19 protein-coding genes and 1 pseudogene are annotated in these 19,340 nt (G+C 55.3%); 12 read left to right on the forward strand and 8 right to left on the reverse strand.

Features of this window, described 5'->3' with window-relative positions; all coding sequences use genetic code 11:
• Nucleotides 1–95: 95 nt before the first annotated feature.
• Both DB48_RS02545 and DB48_RS02550 read right to left on the reverse strand, forming a co-directional pair.
• A complete protein-coding gene (locus tag DB48_RS02545; protein ID WP_041508772.1) occupies nt 96–557 on the reverse strand; it encodes a GNAT family N-acetyltransferase in 462 nt (153 codons plus the stop codon).
• Between the two features lie 79 nt (nt 558–636).
• A complete protein-coding gene (locus DB48_RS02550; RefSeq protein WP_041508773.1) occupies nt 637–1,305 on the reverse strand; it encodes a 7-cyano-7-deazaguanine/7-aminomethyl-7-deazaguanine transporter in 669 nt (222 codons plus the stop codon).
• A gap of 236 nt (nt 1,306–1,541) precedes the next feature.
• Between DB48_RS02550 and DB48_RS02555 the strand changes: the two genes are divergently transcribed.
• Complete coding sequence (locus DB48_RS02555) at nt 1,542–2,297, forward strand: substrate-binding periplasmic protein (protein ID WP_052813643.1); 756 nt, start codon at nt 1,542–1,544, stop codon at nt 2,295–2,297.
• Nucleotides 2,298–2,343: 46 nt separating this feature from the next.
• Here DB48_RS02555 and DB48_RS02560 read toward each other — a convergent pair whose 3' ends face one another.
• On the reverse strand, nt 2,344–3,702 hold the full coding sequence (locus DB48_RS02560) for an isochorismate synthase (protein ID WP_041508774.1): 1,359 nt from the start codon (nt 3,700–3,702) through the stop codon (nt 2,344–2,346).
• A 389-nt stretch (nt 3,703–4,091) separates the two neighbouring features.
• On the opposite strand from DB48_RS02560, the gene DB48_RS02565 reads away from it, so the two are divergent.
• The 9 genes from DB48_RS02565 (at nt 4,092) to DB48_RS20030 (ending at nt 12,409) form a co-directional block, all read left to right on the forward strand.
• Nucleotides 4,092–6,245 (forward strand): TonB-dependent receptor plug domain-containing protein, encoded by a 2,154-nt coding sequence (locus DB48_RS02565; protein ID WP_041508775.1) that lies wholly within the window; start codon nt 4,092–4,094, stop codon nt 6,243–6,245.
• Between the two features lie 9 nt (nt 6,246–6,254).
• Nucleotides 6,255–7,631 carry an ATP-binding cassette domain-containing protein gene (locus tag DB48_RS02570; RefSeq protein WP_041508776.1) on the forward strand — a complete coding sequence of 459 codons (1,377 nt, stop codon included), beginning with the start codon at nt 6,255–6,257 and terminating at the stop codon, nt 7,629–7,631.
• Complete coding sequence (locus DB48_RS02575; protein WP_041508777.1) at nt 7,621–8,292, forward strand: energy-coupling factor transporter transmembrane component T; 672 nt, start codon at nt 7,621–7,623, stop codon at nt 8,290–8,292. The genes DB48_RS02570 and DB48_RS02575 overlap by 11 nt, the downstream gene beginning before the upstream one ends.
• Nucleotides 8,293–8,306: 14 nt before the next feature.
• Complete coding sequence (locus DB48_RS02580) at nt 8,307–8,846, forward strand: hypothetical protein (RefSeq protein WP_041508968.1); 540 nt, start codon at nt 8,307–8,309, stop codon at nt 8,844–8,846.
• Between the two features lie 20 nt (nt 8,847–8,866).
• Nucleotides 8,867–9,604: a DNA-binding protein gene (locus DB48_RS02585; RefSeq protein ID WP_041508778.1), complete on the forward strand. Its 738-nt coding sequence runs from the start codon at nt 8,867–8,869 to the stop codon at nt 9,602–9,604.
• 62 nt (nt 9,605–9,666) lie between these two features.
• Complete coding sequence (locus DB48_RS02590) at nt 9,667–9,873, forward strand: hypothetical protein (RefSeq protein WP_041508779.1); 207 nt, start codon at nt 9,667–9,669, stop codon at nt 9,871–9,873.
• Between the two features lie 241 nt (nt 9,874–10,114).
• Nucleotides 10,115–11,287 carry an HD-GYP domain-containing protein gene (locus DB48_RS02595; RefSeq protein WP_041508780.1) on the forward strand — a complete coding sequence of 391 codons (1,173 nt, stop codon included), beginning with the start codon at nt 10,115–10,117 and terminating at the stop codon, nt 11,285–11,287.
• A 128-nt stretch (nt 11,288–11,415) separates the two neighbouring features.
• Nucleotides 11,416–12,093 (forward strand): DJ-1/PfpI family protein, encoded by a 678-nt coding sequence (locus DB48_RS02600; protein ID WP_041508781.1) that lies wholly within the window; start codon nt 11,416–11,418, stop codon nt 12,091–12,093.
• Nucleotides 12,094–12,223: 130 nt separating this feature from the next.
• Complete coding sequence (locus tag DB48_RS20030) at nt 12,224–12,409, forward strand: hypothetical protein (RefSeq protein WP_152619081.1); 186 nt, start codon at nt 12,224–12,226, stop codon at nt 12,407–12,409.
• Here DB48_RS20030 and DB48_RS02605 read toward each other — a convergent pair.
• The 5 genes and pseudogenes from DB48_RS02605 to rimK all read right to left on the reverse strand — a co-directional run bounded on the left by DB48_RS02605 (nt 12,350) and on the right by rimK (nt 17,411).
• Entirely contained in the window at nt 12,350–13,297 is a 948-nt protein-coding gene (locus DB48_RS02605) for a YeiH family protein (protein WP_052813630.1), read from the reverse strand. The genes DB48_RS20030 and DB48_RS02605 overlap by 60 nt on opposite strands.
• Before the next feature lie 219 nt (nt 13,298–13,516).
• Nucleotides 13,517–14,887 (reverse strand): magnesium transporter, encoded by a 1,371-nt coding sequence (locus tag DB48_RS02610; RefSeq protein ID WP_041508782.1) that lies wholly within the window; start codon nt 14,885–14,887, stop codon nt 13,517–13,519.
• 129 nt (nt 14,888–15,016) lie between these two features.
• On the reverse strand, nt 15,017–15,442 hold the full coding sequence (locus tag DB48_RS02615) for an ATP-dependent zinc protease family protein (RefSeq protein ID WP_041508783.1): 426 nt from the start codon (nt 15,440–15,442) through the stop codon (nt 15,017–15,019).
• Between the two features lie 41 nt (nt 15,443–15,483).
• Nucleotides 15,484–16,506 carry a succinylglutamate desuccinylase/aspartoacylase family protein gene (locus DB48_RS02620; protein WP_041508784.1) on the reverse strand — a complete coding sequence of 341 codons (1,023 nt, stop codon included), beginning with the start codon at nt 16,504–16,506 and terminating at the stop codon, nt 15,484–15,486.
• Nucleotides 16,507–17,411: pseudogene (gene rimK, locus DB48_RS02625) on the reverse strand (30S ribosomal protein S6--L-glutamate ligase).
• Between the two features lie 755 nt (nt 17,412–18,166).
• On the opposite strand from rimK, the gene DB48_RS20595 reads away from it, so the two are divergent.
• Both DB48_RS20595 and DB48_RS02635 read left to right on the forward strand, forming a co-directional pair.
• Nucleotides 18,167–18,526, forward strand: coding sequence for a S1 RNA-binding domain-containing protein (locus DB48_RS20595; RefSeq protein ID WP_041508785.1), 360 nt, complete (start codon nt 18,167–18,169; stop codon nt 18,524–18,526).
• A gap of 115 nt (nt 18,527–18,641) precedes the next feature.
• Nucleotides 18,642–19,292, forward strand: coding sequence for a hypothetical protein (locus DB48_RS02635; protein ID WP_041508786.1), 651 nt, complete (start codon nt 18,642–18,644; stop codon nt 19,290–19,292).
• The last annotated feature ends 48 nt before the right edge of the window (nt 19,293–19,340 follow it).

Genomic DNA, 19,340 nt, shown 5'->3' on the forward strand with positions numbered 1-19,340 from the left:
TAAAACAGACTGAGTTTTGGAACGCACCTAAATAGTAATGATTATCATTTAGGTTTGCAAGCTTTTATCGTGTAAAGATTCACGATTAACAGGCTCTAGCTCAGTAACTTGTTTAAAACCAACTTGTTATCATCGATATTGGCTGTGGAATTTTCCAGGCCGGCGATCTTGTAGCCCTGCTTTATCAGTAGCTGTAACATGCTAGCGAAGCGGTTGTAGGTCTTAACCGCCAGGGTGTTGAAGCCCTGCGCCTTGGCCCAGTGCTCCTGATCTTGCATCATCTCCTTGGCCAGCCCTAGCTGGCGAAACTCAGGCAGTATGGCACCCAGCCAGCTGTAAAACTCACCATTGGCCTCGCCATAGCCAATCTTGTAGCCTGCCAGTTCGCCCTCGATGCGGATCAGCTGCACCAGAAAGGGCTTGCCGCTCAGGCGTGATTGATAATCTGCCGCCTGATGACGCCCGTCGAATTCGGGTACCTGTTGGCTCAGGCCGATGAGGGTGTCGATGAGCTCATCGCTCAGTTGGGTGTGATGCTCAATACTTGTGGTGTACATCTTGGCTCTCCAAAGTCGGTGCTAGCATGGCGGCACTGGTGAAAATTTGAGTGCCGCGATGATAGTATAAAACAACTGGTCAGGCCAGTTCGGTCTGCGATTTTGTCTGGCCTTCTCGCAAAATTCGCTCCTGCAGTACCCTGAGCAAGACGCCGTAGGCGGGCAGGAAGAGCCCCAGGCTGACGATCAGCTTGAAACCATAGTCGACGCTGGCGATTTCAATCCAGTGCTCGGCCATGAAGGGGTCGCTCGAGGCGTAGAAGGCGACGCTGAAGAACACCAGAGTGTCGATAAGGTTACCAACGACCGTCGAGGCGGCTGGTGCGACCCACCAGGCCTTGGCCTGTCTGAGGCGGGCGAACACGGTAATATCCATCAGCTGGCCGACCAGATAGGCGGCGAAGCTGGCGAAGGCGATACGAAACACGAAGCTGTTGAACGCTTGCAAGGCGTCGCCACCCTGAAAACTGCCCTGATGGAAGAGTACGCCGATCAGATAGGAAATCACCAGCGCCGGTATCATGGCCCTTAGAATGATCTTACGCGCCGACTGTTGGCCGAAGATTCTCACCGTCAGATCTGTGGCCAGATAGACGAAGGGAAAGCTGAAGGCGCCCCAGGTGGTATGAAAACCAAATAGCTGAAAGGGCAGCTGAACCAAGTAGTTACTTGCGGTGATTATGGCAATATGAAAGCTGACAAGCAGCAGGAGCGCACGCTGAATCTGCGCCGGGGATAACATTAACATCTTGTGGCCTTTTTAGTGGGTTGACGCGGGGTGAGGGAACCCGCTTAGAAACTGGGTAAGGCTTGCGCCTCGGTTAGCCGTGTCCTGAGCCTAGCCCGGGAGACAGGGCGGCAAATTATAGTCATTAAGACCAAATGAGCAAGGATTTTGCGTCGTTTTCTCTGCCGAGCTCCCGCTTACACGGCGTAAAGAGACTACACTTGGTTGAATATCACCATGATTTCGAGGAGGGGTCGATGAGATCCTGGCGTTATCTTGTCGTCATCTTGTGTGCCTGCATGTTAGCGGGTACGCCACGGCATGCCGCATCCGAAGAGGTTGAGGAGATCACCGTGGTAACCGGTAACTGGCCCGGCTTTAGCACGCCAGACGGCAAAGGCTTTTACCTCGCGCTGATGCAAAGCGCCTTTCCCGCCCCTAAGTGGAAGCTCTCTGTCGATTTTGTGCCTTTCTCTCGCGCCCTCTACATGGTGCAGCATCACAAGGTCGATGTGGGACTGGGTTTCTATCTCGACGAAGTCAAACCCGAATACTACTGTGACCTGCCGGTGGAGGTGGATCAGGTGGATGCCGCCCTGACGCCCGAGCTGGCGGCTATCTGGCAGGACATCAACAGCCTGAAAAAGAAGAAGGTGAAGGCGCTGCTGGAGTATCGCTACGATACCTTTATCAAGGTGCCCATGTATTACGAGGAGGGGAGCGATCTGCTGCAGATGCTCAACCATGTTAACAGCGGCAAGATAGACGCCGTGCTCGACTATAAGCGTTCTTTGCTGGGGCTCGCCAGCCAGTTAAATCGGCCGCAGCAGTATGTGATAAAAGAAAATGTACTCAATGCGGAGGTATTCTTCGTCTTTCCCCAGACGCAGAAAGGCAAGCGTTTGAAGGCGATCTTTAACCGTGCCATGGCGCGCATGCTCGCCAGCGGTGAGCTGGATCGTCTGTTTCAGGCCAACGTCGGATATCGCGACCGGGTGCCGCTGGGTAAATAAGCCTGAGGCCAATTCGGCTAGTGTCTATCAGCCAGGTAGGTAAGAGCTAGACCTCGGTCAGGATCGACATTATGGTCTTGAGCTTGTTCTCCAGCTCGTTCCACTCCGCCTCGGCCTCTGAGCCCGAGACTATGCCAGCACCGGCAAACAGGTTGATGCGTCCGGGTTCAATCAGCGCGCTACGGATCGCCACCGCAAACTCGCTCTCATACTTGTTGAAATAGCCACAGGCGCCGGCATACCAGCCACGGGTATAGCCTTCGCGTTGGCGGATAAAGTTGATGGCCGAAGCCTTCGGCAGGCCGCCCACGGCCGGGGTGGGGTGCAGGGCCTGCAGGATCTGAAAATCGTTCACACCCGGCTTGAGTTCGGCGCGAATGGCGCGGTGCAGATGCTGGATATGGCTCAGCTTAAATACCTTGGCCAGCTCATCGGCGCCCACATAGTTGCTCAGCGGCGTCAGGGCATCGACGATATGTTCACGCACCAGCTGGTTCTCGTGGCTGTTCTTGGTGTCGTCCAGCAGCTGTTGCGCTAGCAAGGCATCTTCGGCTTCGTTGAGCCCACGCGTGGTGGTGCCGGCCAGCGCCTCGGTGAACACCTCCCGCTGACGGCGTCGATACAGACGCTCAGGGGTGCAAGAGATAAAGGCGCTCTCTGGGCTGAATTGAAAGCCAAATTGAAAACTGTTCTGATTGCGCCCCTGCCAGCTGGCCAGCAGCATCCAGGGATCCACCTTCTCGTTGACTTCAAGCTGAGTCAGACGCGACAGCACCACCTTAGGGGTGTCCTGAATAAACCTATCCTGAGTCACCTGATTGACCAGCTCATGCCAGCGCAGCTTGTTGGGACGGTCGCTGCGACTCAGCAGCTGGATCTTGTTTGGCGGTGCCAGCGGCTTGGGCGGTACCAGCGCGGCGAGCGCCTGTAGCGCCAGGGTGCGCTCCTGCTCGATATCGCGAGATTCTACGTTGAGATTGACCAGCAGCTTGTATTCGTCGCCGCTACGCCTGAGTTCGACCCTGGGCAGGATAAAATGGGCACGGCCATATTCGGGCCAGCACTCGGTATGACGATCGAAGGCGACGCCGCCGTAGTAGCGTATCTCCTGATTGGTCGAGAGCGATCTTTGTGTCTGATAAGCCTGAGAAAGTTGGTTGTCGTCTACCGCATCTTCGAAGATAAAATCTTTACAGCACCCCAGGGCTGCCACCTCTTCCTGGGTGTCGCGGCCATGCCAATAGATCCTGGGGTAGCAAGGTTGGCTGGCGATCCAGGCGATCATCGGCATCACACAGGCCGTCACCGACAACTGAATGATCGGTTCACCCTGGGGGTGAATATCGAGTTTTTCGAGTTTGCGGGATAGGGATTGTATGGCCTGTGGCAGCGAGGAAACGCTCAAGAAATACTCCAACCTGGTAAAAAAGTGCGTGGGTTTGAAGGCGGGTAAGGACATCAAACGCGGCGAAACTGAGACTTATCTGAATTGGTAATAAGAATCTTTACCACAAACTAATGTGCCGACTGTTAGCTGTCAAGTTACAGGCAGTTAAGCTGTGAGCTTGCCCAAGAAAAGAGAGATTTGTCATTTATTTGGGAAGTATTTCTATCCTGTGTATTTTTGTCTAATCAAGGTTTTACACTGGACAAAATGTCCCTTGTCTACTGCTGCCATCACGGCATTTGTTCAAATTTGTCGATCTGGGTTTGTTTTTGGTTTTCGTTAGCTTGTTGCTACAGGTGTAAGCCGGAAGAATGACGGCCATAGGGAAATGACACAGCGAAGTAAGCATGAAAAACAAACCAGTTAGTCTCAAATTATCACTCGTGGCAGCCGCCGTTGCCGCCAGCCCTCTGGTCATGGCCGAGGAAGTAAAACACGAACCCATCTTAGATGTAGCTGAGGTCATAGTGATCACAGGCGAGAAGCCGACGCCGCTACAGCAGACCACCAGCAGCTGGACCATAGGTGCCGATGAGATTCAGGCCATGGGTGCCCAGAGCCTGGACCAGATATTAAAGAATGCCCCCGGCGTCTATGTGCGTACCGGCGGTCAGGGGACACCTCGTGTCGACGTGCGCGGCTTCAAGGCCCGCCATGTCATCTATCTGATCAACGGTGTGCCGGCCAATGGCGCCGAAGATGGTCAGTTCGACCCTAGCGTGGTACCCGCCAGTCAGATCGAGTCGGTCACAGTTTCCATGGGGCCAACTTCTGTGCTGTACGGCCCAGGCGGCGCGGGCGGCGTGATCAACATTCGCACTAAGCAGGGCGCCGACGTGCCTGGTTTCTCCGGCCATCTCGAGGGTAGCGAAAACGATACCTTTAACGGCGACGTGACAGTTGCTGGCTCTGGCGAGCGTTGGCAGGGGCTGGTTTCGCTCTCTCGTCAGCAGACAGACGGCTGGCCCGTGTCTGGCGATCAGCCCGATACCGAGTTGCAGCAGGGCGATACCCGCTTCAACAGCGACAAGACTATCGATAACCTGTTTGCCCAGGGCAGCTACTGGCTGTCGGATAATACGCAGTTGATGGCAAACCTTAGCCTGCGCAGCGGCGATTGGGGCAAACCTACCGTCGACGGTACCACCAACGGCAAGACGAGATTTGAACGCGTCGATGACTACGACGCCCACACGGTGCAGCTGGGCTTGGCCCATAGATTTAACGATCTGCTGACCCTGAGGGGCTTCATCTATCAGAATCAGTCGGACGTGCTGGAAAACCGTTATCTGGATGACAGCTTTGTCGGTCTGCAGCAAAGCCTGGATGGCCGCTCTGTGGTGAGCGGCGGTAATGTGCAGCTCATTGCCGACTTCGATGAGGGCCACCTGTTGACCGGCGCCCTGATCGCCGAGCATCAGAGCTGGGAGTCAGAGAGCAAGAAGATAGAGACTAGCGATGCTGGTAGCGGATCAGGCAGCGGGTCTGGTTCGGGGACTGGCGGTGGTTCAGGAACCGGCGGCGGTTCGGGCTCAGGGACTGGCGGTGGTAGTGGTTCGGGCGGTGGATCGGGCTCTGGTACCGATAGCGGCTCAGGCTCTGGTAGCGGTAGCGGCGGCGGAAATGGTTCGGGTGGCGGTAATGGCTCAGGCGGCGCCGAGTCATTCGACGATTCATCCTGGCTCTATACCCTGGCGGCGGAATATCAGTATCAGCAGGACAGCGTGGGTGCCAGCTTGGGCGGTGCACTGCACGAGCAGCAGCGTGTGCGCGAAGACGAGTCCGACTACTCGGCGCAGGCTTCCGCCTACTGGCAGGCCGCAGAGGCCACTCGCCTCAATCTAGGCGTAGCCCGCAAGGTACGTTTCCCTTCGATGCGTAACCTCTATTCGCTCTCGTCGGGCAACCAGGATCTCGAGTCTGAGACCTCTAAGCACCTGGAGCTGAGTCTGGCGCAGGGGCTGGGCAGCAACACAGATCTGAGCCTGGCGGCCTACTACACGGATGCGGAAAACTATATCGCCAAGGATGTCGATGGCATCTATCAGAACATGGGGCGTTATCAGTTCAAGGGGGTCGACTTCCTGGTGCGCGATCAGAGCATCGACAACCTGTCGCTGAGCTTCGGCTACAGCTTCCTCGACAGCGAAGACAAGGATGCTGCGCCAGGGCTGGATACCTTAGAGTACCGTCCGCGCCATCAATTCAGGCTGCAGGCGGACTATGAGTTTAGCTTTGCCACCCGCATCAACCTGAATGTCGAGCACATCATGGGGCAGGTGTATCACACCGAGGAGAAGGTTGCCGGCCAGAAGCAGCTGGTGGAGAAGTCGCTGGATGATTACACACTGGTGGATCTCAAGTTGAGCCATCCTATCGCCGGTGACGCGCTATCTGTCTACCTCAGGGCCGCCAACCTGCTCGATGAGCGTTACTATCAGAGCGAAGGCTTGCCTCAGGCGGGTCGTCAGGTGTTTCTGGGCGTGAACTGGCAGCTATAGGCATAAACCATGGCCCTGGTGCGACTCAGTCAGATCCATTTTAACTTCCAGACAGCGGCGCAGCCGCTGTTTGAGGATCTCAATCTGACCATAGCTGCCGGTGAGTGTCATCTTATTCACGGCTATACCGGCTGTGGTAAGTCGACCCTGCTCAAGCTCTTGCTGGGGATCCTGGAGCGCCCCTGGGAGGGTGAGCGGGAGATAGCCGATGGGGCCACCCTTGGGGTGGTGATGCAGGACCCCAATGTGCAGCTGCTGCGCCAGACCCTGGGGGCCGAGGTGGCCTTCGCCCTCGAAAACCTAGGGGTCGCCAGCCATGAGATGTTGCTGCAGGTGCGTTCGGCGCTGCGGCGGGTCGGCCTCTACATCAGCCTGGACACGCCGATCACTAGCCTCTCGCTGGGTCAGCGCTATCGTCTGATGATCGCCGCCCAGCTGGTGCTTGAGCCGGATCTACTCTTGCTGGATGAGCCTTGGGCCCAGCTGGACGATCAGGGTGTGCAGGAGCTGTCGGCCGTACTAACCCAGCTCAGGCAGCAGGGGGTTGCCCTGTTGATCGTCGAGCACCACCAGGGGGTCTTCAAGGATCTAGTGACCCACAGATGGCAGTTAAGCCAGGGTCAGTTGCAGGCGTTATCGGCGCAAGAGATGGATACGAGCCCCGAGCAGGTGTGTTGGCGCGAGTCGCCCTGCTGGCCTCAGGGAAGCGCCGTCATCGACAGCCATGGTTTTACCCTGGCATTTCGTGAGTGTCAGAAGCTGTTCGATGCCGAGTCCCTGCTGCTCTTTCCCGGTGAGATTGCGGCGCTGGTGGGCGACAATGGCTGCGGTAAGAGCACACTGCTCAAGAGTCTGGCGGGTATCCAGGCGGGCATAGATCCCTTAGGCATCAAGGTGTTTGGTCAGCGTCCCAAGTTGGGACGCTTCGGCGCCGATCTGGCCTTGCTGCACCAGAGGCCGAGTCGGCAACTGTTTGAAAATACCGTGATTGAGGAGATGCAGTTTAGCCTCAAGCGTTACGGCCTGCCGCTGGATAGGGCCATCGCCCTGCTGGGACAACTCGGGCTGACCACCTTGGCGCGACACTCGCCCCATACGCTCTCTTACGGCCAGCAGCATCTGGTCGCCTTGGCATCTCTTGCCTGTCTCAGGCCCAAGCTGCTGCTGTTAGACGACCCCTTTGCCGGGCTCGATGCCCACTTTACCGACAAGATAGTGGCGCTGCTTCTCGAGCTGAGCCGGCAGGGCACCGCCCTGGTGATCGCCAGTCACAGGCCGATTGCGGCGCTGCCGGTGGATCGTCTCTGGTGGGTGGTCGATGCCCGTCTCGAGTGCCACTCCGCCTCACCGGTCGCCGATAGTCAGGCGTACTCTCGTGTGGGCTAGACGCGGCGTGCGTGCGCCCCTGGGGCGCCGTACTAAACGCCACTTCGCCATTAACGACACCCGCTGGTGTGCATTGTCTATCCTGCTCGCCCTGGGGTTGGCCAGTGGCGCCTTCCTCCTGCCGCTGTCCTGGCTGCATTATCTGGGGCTGATCAATCTGCTCTTGCTGGTGCAGGGCCGATATCTGGGCGGGCGGCTCAAGGGGCTACTGCTGATCTTCGTCAGCCAGTTGGTGATCACCAGCCTGTTGTATCTGCTGCTTCATGGGGTCGAGCGCCTGCCCGAGGGGCTCATCGCCGTCTGCCGTATCTTGATGGCCATGATCCCAGGCTGGTGGCTGTCGATCACTTGCTCGCCCCAGCGGATGGGGGAGGTGCTCAGCTATTGCCTGCCCCATAAGTGGGCCTTCGTGCTGGCCGCCTGTTTCGGCATTCTGCCCTATCTTGGGCAGGAGACGCGGGAGATCTATCAGATGCAGGTGATGCGCGGCGCCAATATTCGGCTCAAGTCCCTGTGGCGCCCTCAGCATTGGCGTGAGCTGATCTATTGCGTGCTCTACCCTTTGCTGATCCAGCTGTTAAAGCTATCCAAGCAGATGGCCACCGCGGCCAGACTGCGCCAGTTTGGTCGTCATCCCAAGCCGACCCATTGGCCCTATTAGTGAGAAATATCATGATGAATAATAAAGGATTCAACCTACACGACGCCCTGTTTATCGGCTTCTGTGCCACCCTCTTGGTGGCATTGAAGGGGATGCTGAGGCTAAAGCTGGGGCTGTCGGGACACTCTATGTTCCTGATGAGCTTCTTTTACCTGATCTGCTACGGCACTGTGGGTAAACGCGGTGCCATCAGCCTGTGTGGCCTGCTGGCGGGCATGATGGCCATGATCTTGGGCGTCGGCAAAGGCGGTCCCTTGCTGCTGATCAAGTTTGGCTTGCCGGCGATCGCCATGGATCTCTGTCTCCTGTTGCTGCCTAGCGTGCTGGTACTCAAGTGGCGCTGCATCATACTGGCGCTGGTGGCTACCCTGGCCTGGGCCAGTAAGGGGCTGATCGAGGGGCTGCTGGTGGGCCTGAGTCCACAAGTCGTGGCGCTGCAATTTGGTAAGAGTCTGGTGTTTGGCAGCTTCTTCGCCCTGCTGGCGGCCTTGCTCGTTCCGCCCGTGTTGGAGCGGCTGCGCAGCCACGATCTGATAGATAGAGAGGAGATTTAAGCATGGTAAGAGCATCTGGGTTGAGATCTTGGTTGGTGTGTATCGACGATACCGACGATATCGGCACTAAGGGGACCGGGGAGATCGCCGAGGAGATAGCCGAGCTACTGAGTGATAATCACCTGAGTCGCTGCGCCTTCGTCACCCGGCATCAGCTATACGTGCATCCGGATATCCCCTATACCTCACACAACAGCGCCATGTGTTTTCAGGTGCGTACCACTAAGTCGCAAGAGGAGATTTTGGATATTGCCGTGGCGCATCTGTGCAGTCAGAGCGCTGCCGCGGCCGATCCCGGCATCGCCCTGCTGGATCTGCACACCCCATTTCAGCAAGCTCCCCTCATCGCCTTCGGCGAGCAGGCCAAGGAGGAGGTGAAAACCAAGGCGCAAGCCTACGCCCTGGCCGAGGAGCTGGGCATACACCTGAGCGAACATGGCGGCACGGGGCAGGGGGTGATTGGCGCCTTAGCCGGTCTGGGGCTGAGGTTGCAGGGCAACGATGGTCGCATCAAGGGGCAGTTTAAACTGCCTGGGTTAGAGGCGGGGGAGGTGTCGCTGTCTGTGGGCGAGGTGATCGAGCTGACCGGCGTCGACCGTGTACTCAGCGATAGTGGCGAGCAGCTCTGCTTTAAGACCCCTCTCTACCTGTCGGGCAAGGTGAAGGCCGTCTACCGGGATCATCAGGTCTCCCTGCTGGTGTATCAGGAGCAGGGCCGTTGGCGTAACGCCCTCAAGCAGCAGCTCAAACACTATTAGCGGGACAAAACTAGTGGGCCAGCTCTTTAATTGGCCTATGAGTAAAATCAGTGAGGAACACCATGCAGCAAGCATTTGAGCAAACTGACGGGCGCTGGCAACTGACCCTAGATGGGGAGGAGTATGGCGCCTCGCGGCAACTGGCGGCCCAGTGCGGCGGCTTCATTGCCGATGATGAGGATGAACAGGTCGACGATATCGAGCGCTCGTGCGTCAATTGTGCCCGGCGCCGGTGGCTGATCGATGCCATCGAATGTACCTTCTTGTAGCAGTATATTAGTCTTTGCTTTACAAGAGCTTGTCTCACTTTTCAGCGTCAAATATTGGGGGTAGAAGGGCATAGAAGCTGAAACTATCCTCGTTGGCCGCTGGTGATTTTTCGCGCCCAGGCATACTATAACTCTCTCCTATCACAGTGTTTTCACAGGCAATCGCACCGAACCTAAGGGATATAGACTAGGCTAAGAAGGAGTGGATGCGAAAACCGGGTGATTTTTTGGGATAAGCGGTATGACCGAAAGCGTGAACGAAAAAGCGGATGTCATGAAGGTGCCGGTGCCAAACCTGGCGCTGGGCATGTATGTTGCGGCTATCGATCATCAGGGAAGAGTCAATATCACCAATCCGGGACAGATTAAAGATCGACAAGCCATAGAAAAACTGGTGCGTAACGGTATCCAGTATGTCTGGATCGACCTGGAAAAGTCGGCACCAGGCTGCGGACTCAAGCCGAGGCGGCAGCCAGAAAAAACAATGCGCCTGACCAGGGAGCAGTCTCAGGACAAGGCCAAGCGCCTGATGAGCGAGGCGAAAGATCTGGTGAAGAAGGTCTTGTCTGAGACCTTCGAGGGTAAGGCGGTCGAGGTGGCGCCTTTCGAGGCGCTGGCGGACAAGATGCTCGAGTCTGTCATGCACGATGCCGACGCCTTAAAGTGTATCTCGGCGCTGCGTTCTAAAGACGCCTACCTGCTGGAGCACTCCATCAATGTCGCCTTCCTCCTGGTGACCTTTGGTCGTTACCTCAAGCTAAAGCGTAGCGAGCTCAAACAGTTGGCGGTTGGCGGTATCTTGCATGATATCGGCAAGGTGCGGGTCAATAACCGTATTCTGCACAAGCCCGGTCGCCTGACGCCGGAAGAGTTCGAGCATATGAAGCTGCATCAGGTGTATGCGCAGGAGATCTTGGCCGAGACCACAGGCCTGTCGCAGATCAGCCGTGATGTCTGCCTGATGCACCACGAGAAGCTTGACGGCAAGGGCTATCCCAATGGTCTCGAGGGGGAGGAGATCTCCCTCCACGGACGCATGAGTTGTATCGTGGATATCTTCGACGCCCTGACGGCGACCCGTTGTTACAAGGAGGCGATGAGCCCGGCCGCGGCGTTTAAGATCTTACTCAGCCTGACGCCCTTTCATTTGGATGAGAAGCTGGTGTATGAATTTATCCGCTGTGTCGGTGTCTATCCGGTGGGTTCTCTGGTGCAGCTCTCTGACGGCCGCGTCGGTATCGTCTGGGAGGCCAAAGACAGAGATGCCCTGCATCCGGTGCTTAAGACCTTCTATTCGCTGAAACATAAACACTATACCGAGGTCACCATGGTGGATCTGCTTAAGTCCGATCTGCATATCGAGCGCGGTGTCTCGCCAAGCAGCCTAGGCGTCGATCCGACTCCCTTCTACTGAAGCAGTCTTGGTCAGATATCATAGTTTCAGGGGATTTGCGTGCTGGTTAGCAGAAGTCTCAGGCCGAGCTGAAGGGGTCGGCCCTGGCGGTTACACTGGCGGCCTATTGAAACTGGCTTAGGTTATCGATGAACAGAAGAGAATTTATGTTGGCCGGCGGTGCACTTCTCGCCGCGGGCCTTTCCCCCAAGTTATTTGCCGATACTCACGCGCCACTCAAGGTGTTGGCTCTGGTGTTTGACGACTATGAAACCTTAGATCTTCATGGTCCCATCGAGATGCTGGGGCATCTGCCTAGCGTCGAGATCACCCTGATCGGCCCTAAGACTATCGTGCGCAGTTACCAGGGGCCGAGAGTGGTCGCCGACAGGCTGCTCGATGATGTGGTCGAGTGCGATCTCCTATTGATCCCCGGCGGCATGGGGACGCGCAAGTTGGTGGACGATACTCGTCTGTTAACCTGGCTGACACGTCAGGTGCAGGTGTCCAAGAAGGTGTTCTCCGTGTGTACCGGTGCGGCCCTGCTGGCTAAGACGGATCTGCTTAATGGCGTGAGCGCCACCACCAATAAGATGGCCTATGCCTGGGTGACGGGATTAAACGATAAGGTGATCTGGCAGCCTAGCGCCCGCTGGGTGGACGATGGCCGTTTCTTGACCTCGTCAGGCGTGTCGGCCGGCACAGACGCGGCGCTCTTCTATATCGTGCAGCAGTTTGGTGAGGCCCAGGCGAGGAAGATAGAGGTGCTTACCGAATATCAGTGGAATAGTGATGCCGACAAGGATCCCTACGCCGTCATAAGTTAGTCGATTTAGTCCTTAGCCGATTCAGCTATTTGTTAGTAAAAACGGATATTTGCTGAGTTTTCGGCGGCAATAAATAATAGCCACTTAATCATTTCGCCAGACTCTTTCGTTAAACTTAAAGGAGGCAAAGATGAAAAAGTGGCTAGTGCTTTTGTGTTGCGCCTTCCTGTTGGCGTCCTGGCTCACCACAGGACTCGCTCGCTCCCTGGTGGAGCTGGCGGCCTTTATCGCCATAGTGAGCCTGGTGTGGCGTTCCTCAGCTAAAGTTGACGATATAGAGCAAAGATCCCGCGCCGATAATCAGCCAGAGCAGTAATCCCAGGGCCATAGGCCGCATTCCTGCCTGGCGCATCTTGCCTATGGTGATCCCTGCACCAATCATAAACAGGCAGAGCACCAACACACGTTTAGACAGGGCAAAGATGCCGTCATACAGCACCTGCCCCTGGGGCACAAAGTGCGCCAGCAGTATCGCCAGACAGTAGAAGAGAATAAAGAAAGGTACGGCGACCTTGCGTCGATTGCCCCCGAAGGCCATGGCGCTCACCAGTGCCACGGGCACTATCCACAGGGCTCTGGCCAGTTTGAGTGTGGTGGCGGTGCGCAGCGCCTCATCACCATAGGCCGAGGCGGCGCCGACCACCGAGGAGGTGTCGTGAATGGCGATGGCACTCCACACGCCGAAGTGATACTGGCTTAGCTGCAGCAGATGCCCCAGGGCGGGAAACAGAAACAGGGCGATGGAGTTGAGCACGAACACGGTCGCCAGGGCGATCGCCGTGTCATGGCTGTCGGCCTTGATGGCCGGGGCGACGGCGGCGATGGCGCTACCGCCACAGATGGCCGTGCCCGAGGCGATCATATGGCTCAGCTTGGCATCGACTCTCAGCAGCCTGCCCAGCACAGTGCCCAGTAGCAGGGTGAAGATGATGGAGCCTAAGATCAGCCCGATATTTTGGCTACTGGCACTGATGGCGGCATCGAGCTGAATGCCGAAGCCGAGGCCGATAATGGCGTAGGCCAGCAGCTTCTTGGTCAGGGCGCCGATATCCAGCTGGTGGGGCACCAGCCCCAGGCTGGCCAAGGTGAAGCCTATCACCAGGGCGATGGGCGAGGAGATCACCGGCGTCAGACAGAGGGCGCCGGCGAGAAAGAAGATCGCCTGAGCGGGGGGAAATGGCCACTTTTGAAACAATGCTTTCATCGAGTCTATATCTTGTTTAACCGGGTTGGCAGAATAAGGCCTGCCAACCTTCTATCGAATTCGGGCTGTTTTATCACAGATTCGGTATTTTTAATCTTACCTGTGTCGGGTTTCGCCCAGCTCGGCTAGGTTTTCAAGCCCAACTGAGCCCAGCTAAGTCCAACTAAGTCCAACTAAGTCCAACCAAACCCAACTAAGGCCCAGTTAAGCTCAGTCAGGCTAGCTCAGCAGGAGCAGGCTACCCAGTCCGAGGAAGATGAAGAAGCCTACCACATCTGTGACTGTGGTGAGGATCACCGAGCCCGCTACCGCAGGGTCGATACGCATCTGCTTGAGCAAGAAAGGGATCACAGTACCCGAAGAGGCCGCCGCCAGGCTGTTGAACACAATCGCCACGAAGATGATGCCCCCTAGCGCCAGAGAGGAGAACCACCAACTCACCACCACGCCGATGAGCGCGCCCAGCAGCACGCCGTTGAAGGCGGCAATCTTGAGCTCCTTGTCCAGCAGCATGGTCAGGTTGCTGCGTTTCAAGTGATTCAGGGCAATACCGCGCAGCGCCACCGCCAGGGTTTGACTACCCGCGATGCCGCCCATGCTGGCCACCACTGGCATCAGGATCGCCAGCGCCACCACCTGCTGCAAGGCGTCGCCGAACAGGCCTATCACCCAGGAGGCGAGGAAGGCGGTCAGCAGGTTAGTGGTGAGCCAGATGGCGCGCATGCGAGCCGCCACACCGACCGGGGTAAAGAGGTCTTCCTCATCCTGAGGCGTCTCGGATACCAGCACCTCAAGGCTTCGCTCCTTGAGGCGGTGCATCAGGGTCGACAGGGCAACGGCGCCGATGATCTTGCCCTCTTTCTCAACCGGCACCCAGGCGAACCCCGCTACCGGATTGAACTGCTGCGCCACCTTAGTGATATCCTGCTCGTCGCCTATCACTTCGAGCTCGGTGAGGCATTCGGCCAAGGGAGTGGCGGGATCGGTTCGATAGAGTTGCTCCAGTGTGCAGCCACCATGAAACTGCCCCTCGGCATCCACACCATAGACGGCCACATATTCCCGCTGTTTCTGCTTGTTTATTCTCTCTAACACCCGGCCAACCGTGGCCGTGGGGCGTGAGCGCAGGATATCGTTGTTGAGATAACGGCCGACCGCCTCGTCCTGATAGCTCAGCGCCTGCTGCATCTGCTCTGTGGTGAGGGCTTCTTGCTGATCCAGGTAGTCTTCGACGATATCGCCGGGCAGGATCTCGGCGAAGGTGAGGATATCTATCTCTGAGATACGCCGTGCCAGCCCCTGAAGCTGCTCAGGGCTCAGCAGGTCTAAGACGTGGCGAGCAGTCTCGTAGTGCAGCAGGTGCAATACCGCCCAACCGCGGTCGATAGGGATCTTACGGCAGATAGGCGAACGATATTGATCGCTAACAGATTCCAGCAGGTCGGCCAGATCAGCATCTGAATAGTCGCTGATAAAGCCCAGCGAGGGGAGCTCTTCGGCCTCGGGATGACTGACAATGTCGATGACGCGGGAGAGCAGGTCGTCTCTGGCCGCTTGATCTGTTGGTGGTATGGGGTCTGGCATTGTCATAGGGGATGTCCTTGGTTGAGCTTGGGGGACAGTGTAAGGGAAAGCCCTTAACTAAACCATTGAAAGCCTGCATTTTACATTGCCACAGGCGGAGCGAGTGCCTGCCTTAACAGGCACTGCAACAGATGGTTAGCCGTTGATGAGAAAACTCTCCGACGGGTCCACCAGAACGCGATCGCCCATCGCCTCTCTGCCCAGCAGCATCAGATAGGTCATGTCCTGGCGATTACTCAGGGTCAGCTCTATGGGCCACTCATGCTCTCCCAGCTTGAGTGTGGTCTCAATCACGCAGCGCTGCTCCACCTCGCCGTTGGATGACTTGATGCGGCGGGAGTCATGCACAGGGGCCTTACAGTGGACGATCTGCTCTAAGTCGTACACATCCGGATGCAGGTCGAAGGCGACATAGGGGCGTCCTCCCACCTTGATCCGTTTGAGGTTATCCACATGCAGGGCCGAGGTCTTGGCGCCCGTGTCGATGCGCACATGCAGATCCTTGATGCCCAGATCCGGCAGATCGCATGCCTCTAAGTTGCCTATGATGATCTTGTTCATCGCTCTTTGTCCCTCAATCTCGCTTAATGCCTCTTCATGCCTTAGATGGTCTGAGTGGTCAGCGGCATTATCTGATCGTTCATTATCTCAATATGTTCGGCCACCTCGTCGGCGGCGCTACCAAAGTAGGCCACATGGAACATGGCGTCACCCTCCAGTACCAGGGGGATGTTCTGCTTGCCGATGACGATGCCCGCGCGGTTGGATACCACGCTCTGGATCAGCTCGCCCAGTGGGCTGTTGATCTCCGCCAGCACCTCGCCCTTCTCCACATAGCTGCCTAGCTTTACAAATTCGCACACGAAGCCGCTGGCCGAGGCGCGAGTCCAGTCGCTGCGGTTGGCGATGAAGGGGGCTATCTTCTTACGCTGCCTGCGCTTGCGGATCAGCCCCAGCGCCGACAGCACGTTGAGAATCCCCCGCTCACCGGTCTGAATCGACAACTCGTCGAATCTGAGCGCCTGGCCTGCCTCATACAGCAACACCCTGGTGCCCTTGTTAACCGCCGACTCCCGCAATGAGCCATCACGCACGTTGGCGTTAAGCAGCACTGGTACACCGAAGGCCTGGGCCAGGGCCAGTGTCTGCTCGTCATCCAGGTTGGCGCGGATCTGCGGCAGGTTAGATCTGTGGATCGCCCCGGTGTGCAGGTCGATACCATAGTCGCAGTGCTGCACTATGCTGTCTAAGAAGGTATGCGCCACCCGCCCCGCCAGTGAACCCTTGGGCGAACCGGGAAAACAGCGGTTAAGGTCGCGCCTGTCGGGCATATAACGGCTCTGGTTCAGCACCCCATACACATTGACCATAGGCACCAGGATCAGCGTGCCCTTGAGCAGCTTAAGCTTGCTCTGGATCAGGCGACGGATGATCTCAATGCCATTGAGTTCATCGCCATGCACCGCGGCGCTGACAAACACCTTGGGGCCATCCTTCTTGGCCCGGATCACATGGACAGGAATCGAGACCTGAGTGTCAGTGTAGAGGCTGGCAACGGGCAGCTCGAGCTGGTGCTCGGTGCCGGGTTGAATATCGACCCCTGCTATGGTCAGTGCTGAATTCATTTAGCCTTTTCCGCGAGTTCTGTTGGCGTTGGGTTTCGCCTTTTTCTCAATAAATTCATAGATCAGCCCGGCCACATCCTTGCCGGTCGCCTGTTCTATCCCTTCCAGACCTGGTGAGGAGTTCACCTCCATCACCACAGGACCATTGTTGGATTGCAAGATATCGACACCACACAGGTTGAGCCCCATCGCCTTGGCGGCGTTGAGGGCCGTTGCCCGCTCATCTTTCGACAGGCGCACCAGCTGGGCCACACCGCCGCGGTGTAGGTTAGAGCGAAACTCGCCTTCGGCCGCCTGACGCTTCATGGCCGCAACCACTTTGTCGCCGACCACGAAGCAACGGATATCGGCGCCGCCCGCTTCCTTGATAAACTCCTGCACCAGGATGTTGGCCTTGAGGCCCATGAAGGCCTCGATCACGCTCTCGGCCGCCTTATTGGTTTCGGCCAATACTACGCCTATGCCTTGTGTGCCTTCCAGCAGCTTGATCACCAAGGGCGCGCCGCCCACATTCTTGATCAAATCCTGGATCTTGTCGGGCTTGCTGGCAAATCCGGTGCGCGGCAGGCCAATGCCCTTACGCGACAGCAGTTGCAGGGATCTCAGCTTGTCCCGAGAGCGGCTGATGGCCACAGACTCGTTGACGCAGAAGGTGCCCATCATCTCGAACTGGCGCACCACGGCCGTGCCGTAGAAGGTGATCGACGAGCCGATACGTGGGATCACCGCATCATACTTAGGAACACCTTACCCATGTAACGCACGGTCGGGTTGCTGCTGGTGATATCCATGTAGCAGTGCAGCGTGTCTATGATATCCACCTCGTGGCCGCGCGCTTCGCCGGCTTCTTTCAGGCGCATGGTAGAGTATAAGTTCTCGTTACGAGACAAGATTGCAATACGCATGTCTACATTCCTTAGTGGTAAAACAAAAAATTAATGCTTTCAAATTCAAAATGATTGCTGGCCTCGTGGCGAACAATCTAGGTCGACGGCGCTAGGTGTCGCGTTGGTAAAAGTTCACCTAAGCGCGGCCTGCCGCCAGCGGAATAACTCAACTGGTTTAACTATAGCCATAATTGAGTAGTACCGCGGCGGAACGGTCTTTTTTCCTTGGATATCATTCGATTGCCAGAGGTCTTCCATCGCCTGTTTAGGGCGCGACCTTATTGATAAACCCCAGCGGAGAAAAGCTAATTTTTTTTGTCGTGACCACAAGGGATTTTGTTGTTGAACCCAAGGATCGGCAGGAGTGTTATCTATGCTGGATTTGACTCACTTTGCAGAGCCGCGCAAGTCACACTTTTGGCTGATGTTCGGTGATTGCTTGCTAGGAGTAGACTATGGCTGGCGTGAAGGAAAAGGCTGATAGATCTGCTCACTATCCTGTCAATTTGATAATCCGCTTTGCGTATTGCATCGCATATAAGGACTTGGATTATCGTGTTGCCTATTTAATGGGGAGTATCGCAGGTCTCGCTCTTTCCTTTAAAAAAGCGGGCCTCGTTTTGTTTTGAGTCGTTCGCTTTTTCTTGTTATGCAATGCCATTATTGATATAAATTTCAGATGGTTAAAAAAATTGTCGCAATGTATATTAGGTAGTAGTGATTTACATAGGCGGCATTCTCGCTAATAAGCGTTAGGAGTTCAGGGAGCAACGTTGACTTCTCAAGATGTATTTAAAAAAGGAAATTTCTTCAAAGCTAGAATTACTAGAATTGAGCCTTCACTAAAAGCTGCTTTTGTTGATTTTGGAGCAGAGAGGTATGGTTTTTTACCTTTAAGTGAGATTGAAGGATTCGATAGGAAGTTACACAAAGAAGGCTCATTTTTAACTGTTAGCATTGCTAAACCGGAGCATGGTCAAAAAGGTGCTGAACTTATAGCGCACAAAGAAGCACCAAGAGGTGTGATTGTACATGAGCTTTTTAGCTCTGAGACTGGCAATAAGGTACGCTCAGCTGCTTTTTACATTTTGGTTGTATGTGTTATTGGAGCATTAGTGTATTTGAATACCTAATAAGAGCATGAATCGTGATTCGCAATAGTTTGTCATTTTTAGTTGCAAAAAACGCAATAAAATTGCCAAACTACGCTCACACATTATTCAGGCGTTAGCTTTTTAAGGATATACATTGAAAAAAGTAGTTTCATTAGTTTCACTAATCTTTATTTTGGGCGGTTGTGTTTCTGCAAAGTCTATAATGTTCCCCGCTTATGTTGAGCCGAGCACCAATTCAAAACAGGCAAATTTAACTATCGAATTTGAAGACGCTAATTTTGTTAAAAACAGTAACTCCGTTAATAAGAAGATATTGCATTTTAAAGGAGAGGAAGAGTCTCCTTATTGTTCTTCTGAATCACCTGAAATTATTGCTATTTTAAATAATGTTGCTTTTGCTGCGGGCATAGATTGGTATGCAGATAAAGGTGAAAATACCAATGTTGTAACAGTCAAAATCCCTGCAAATGAACCTTTTAGAATGTCAGCATTTTTTTCCAGAACAAAGAATTTCGAAATGAAAGCCCGTGGGGCCTTTATTGAAACTGAGTATTGCCAACCAAACCTAGAGTTTGTACCTGAAGAAGGTAAGAGCTACTTGGCTTCTTATAATCATATCAAAAAGCAATGTAACTGGTCGTTATCTGACATATCAGATACTGGTAAAAAGCCTTTGAAATTTACACCTTTTAAGCCGTGTATAACCGACAAAGATCCAAGTAGAGCTGAGTTTAATCATGAGCCCGCTGGTTGGGGCGAACATGTTAGAAAGTTAAACCAATAAGTTGAAAAAAATAGTTAACAAGCCAAGTCAATCGGACAATTTTATGCT

Source organism: Shewanella sp. cp20 (assembly GCF_000832025.1).
Classification (GTDB): domain Bacteria; phylum Pseudomonadota; class Gammaproteobacteria; order Enterobacterales; family Shewanellaceae; genus Shewanella.

Bases quoted from the DNA above. Each gene is read 5' to 3' on its own strand.
- DB48_RS02545 (WP_041508772.1), bottom strand. From the start codon at position 557: ATGTACACCACAAGTATTGAGCATCACACCCAACTGAGCGATGAGCTC.
- DB48_RS02550 (WP_041508773.1), bottom strand. From the start codon at position 1,305: ATGTTAATGTTATCCCCGGCGCAGATTCAGCGTGCGCTCCTGCTGCTT.
- DB48_RS02555 (WP_052813643.1), top strand. From the start codon at position 1,542: ATGAGATCCTGGCGTTATCTTGTCGTCATCTTGTGTGCCTGCATGTTA.
- DB48_RS02565 (WP_041508775.1), top strand. From the start codon at position 4,092: ATGAAAAACAAACCAGTTAGTCTCAAATTATCACTCGTGGCAGCCGCC.
- DB48_RS02570 (WP_041508776.1), top strand. From the start codon at position 6,255: ATGGCCCTGGTGCGACTCAGTCAGATCCATTTTAACTTCCAGACAGCG.
- DB48_RS02580 (WP_041508968.1), top strand. From the start codon at position 8,307: ATGAATAATAAAGGATTCAACCTACACGACGCCCTGTTTATCGGCTTC.
- DB48_RS02590 (WP_041508779.1), top strand. From the start codon at position 9,667: ATGCAGCAAGCATTTGAGCAAACTGACGGGCGCTGGCAACTGACCCTA.
- DB48_RS02595 (WP_041508780.1), top strand. From the start codon at position 10,115: ATGACCGAAAGCGTGAACGAAAAAGCGGATGTCATGAAGGTGCCGGTG.
- DB48_RS02600 (WP_041508781.1), top strand. From the start codon at position 11,416: ATGAACAGAAGAGAATTTATGTTGGCCGGCGGTGCACTTCTCGCCGCG.
- DB48_RS20030 (WP_152619081.1), top strand. From the start codon at position 12,224: ATGAAAAAGTGGCTAGTGCTTTTGTGTTGCGCCTTCCTGTTGGCGTCC.
- DB48_RS02605 (WP_052813630.1), bottom strand. From the start codon at position 13,297: ATGAAAGCATTGTTTCAAAAGTGGCCATTTCCCCCCGCTCAGGCGATC.
- DB48_RS02610 (WP_041508782.1), bottom strand. From the start codon at position 14,887: ATGACAATGCCAGACCCCATACCACCAACAGATCAAGCGGCCAGAGAC.
- DB48_RS02615 (WP_041508783.1), bottom strand. From the start codon at position 15,442: ATGAACAAGATCATCATAGGCAACTTAGAGGCATGCGATCTGCCGGAT.
- DB48_RS02620 (WP_041508784.1), bottom strand. From the start codon at position 16,506: ATGAATTCAGCACTGACCATAGCAGGGGTCGATATTCAACCCGGCACC.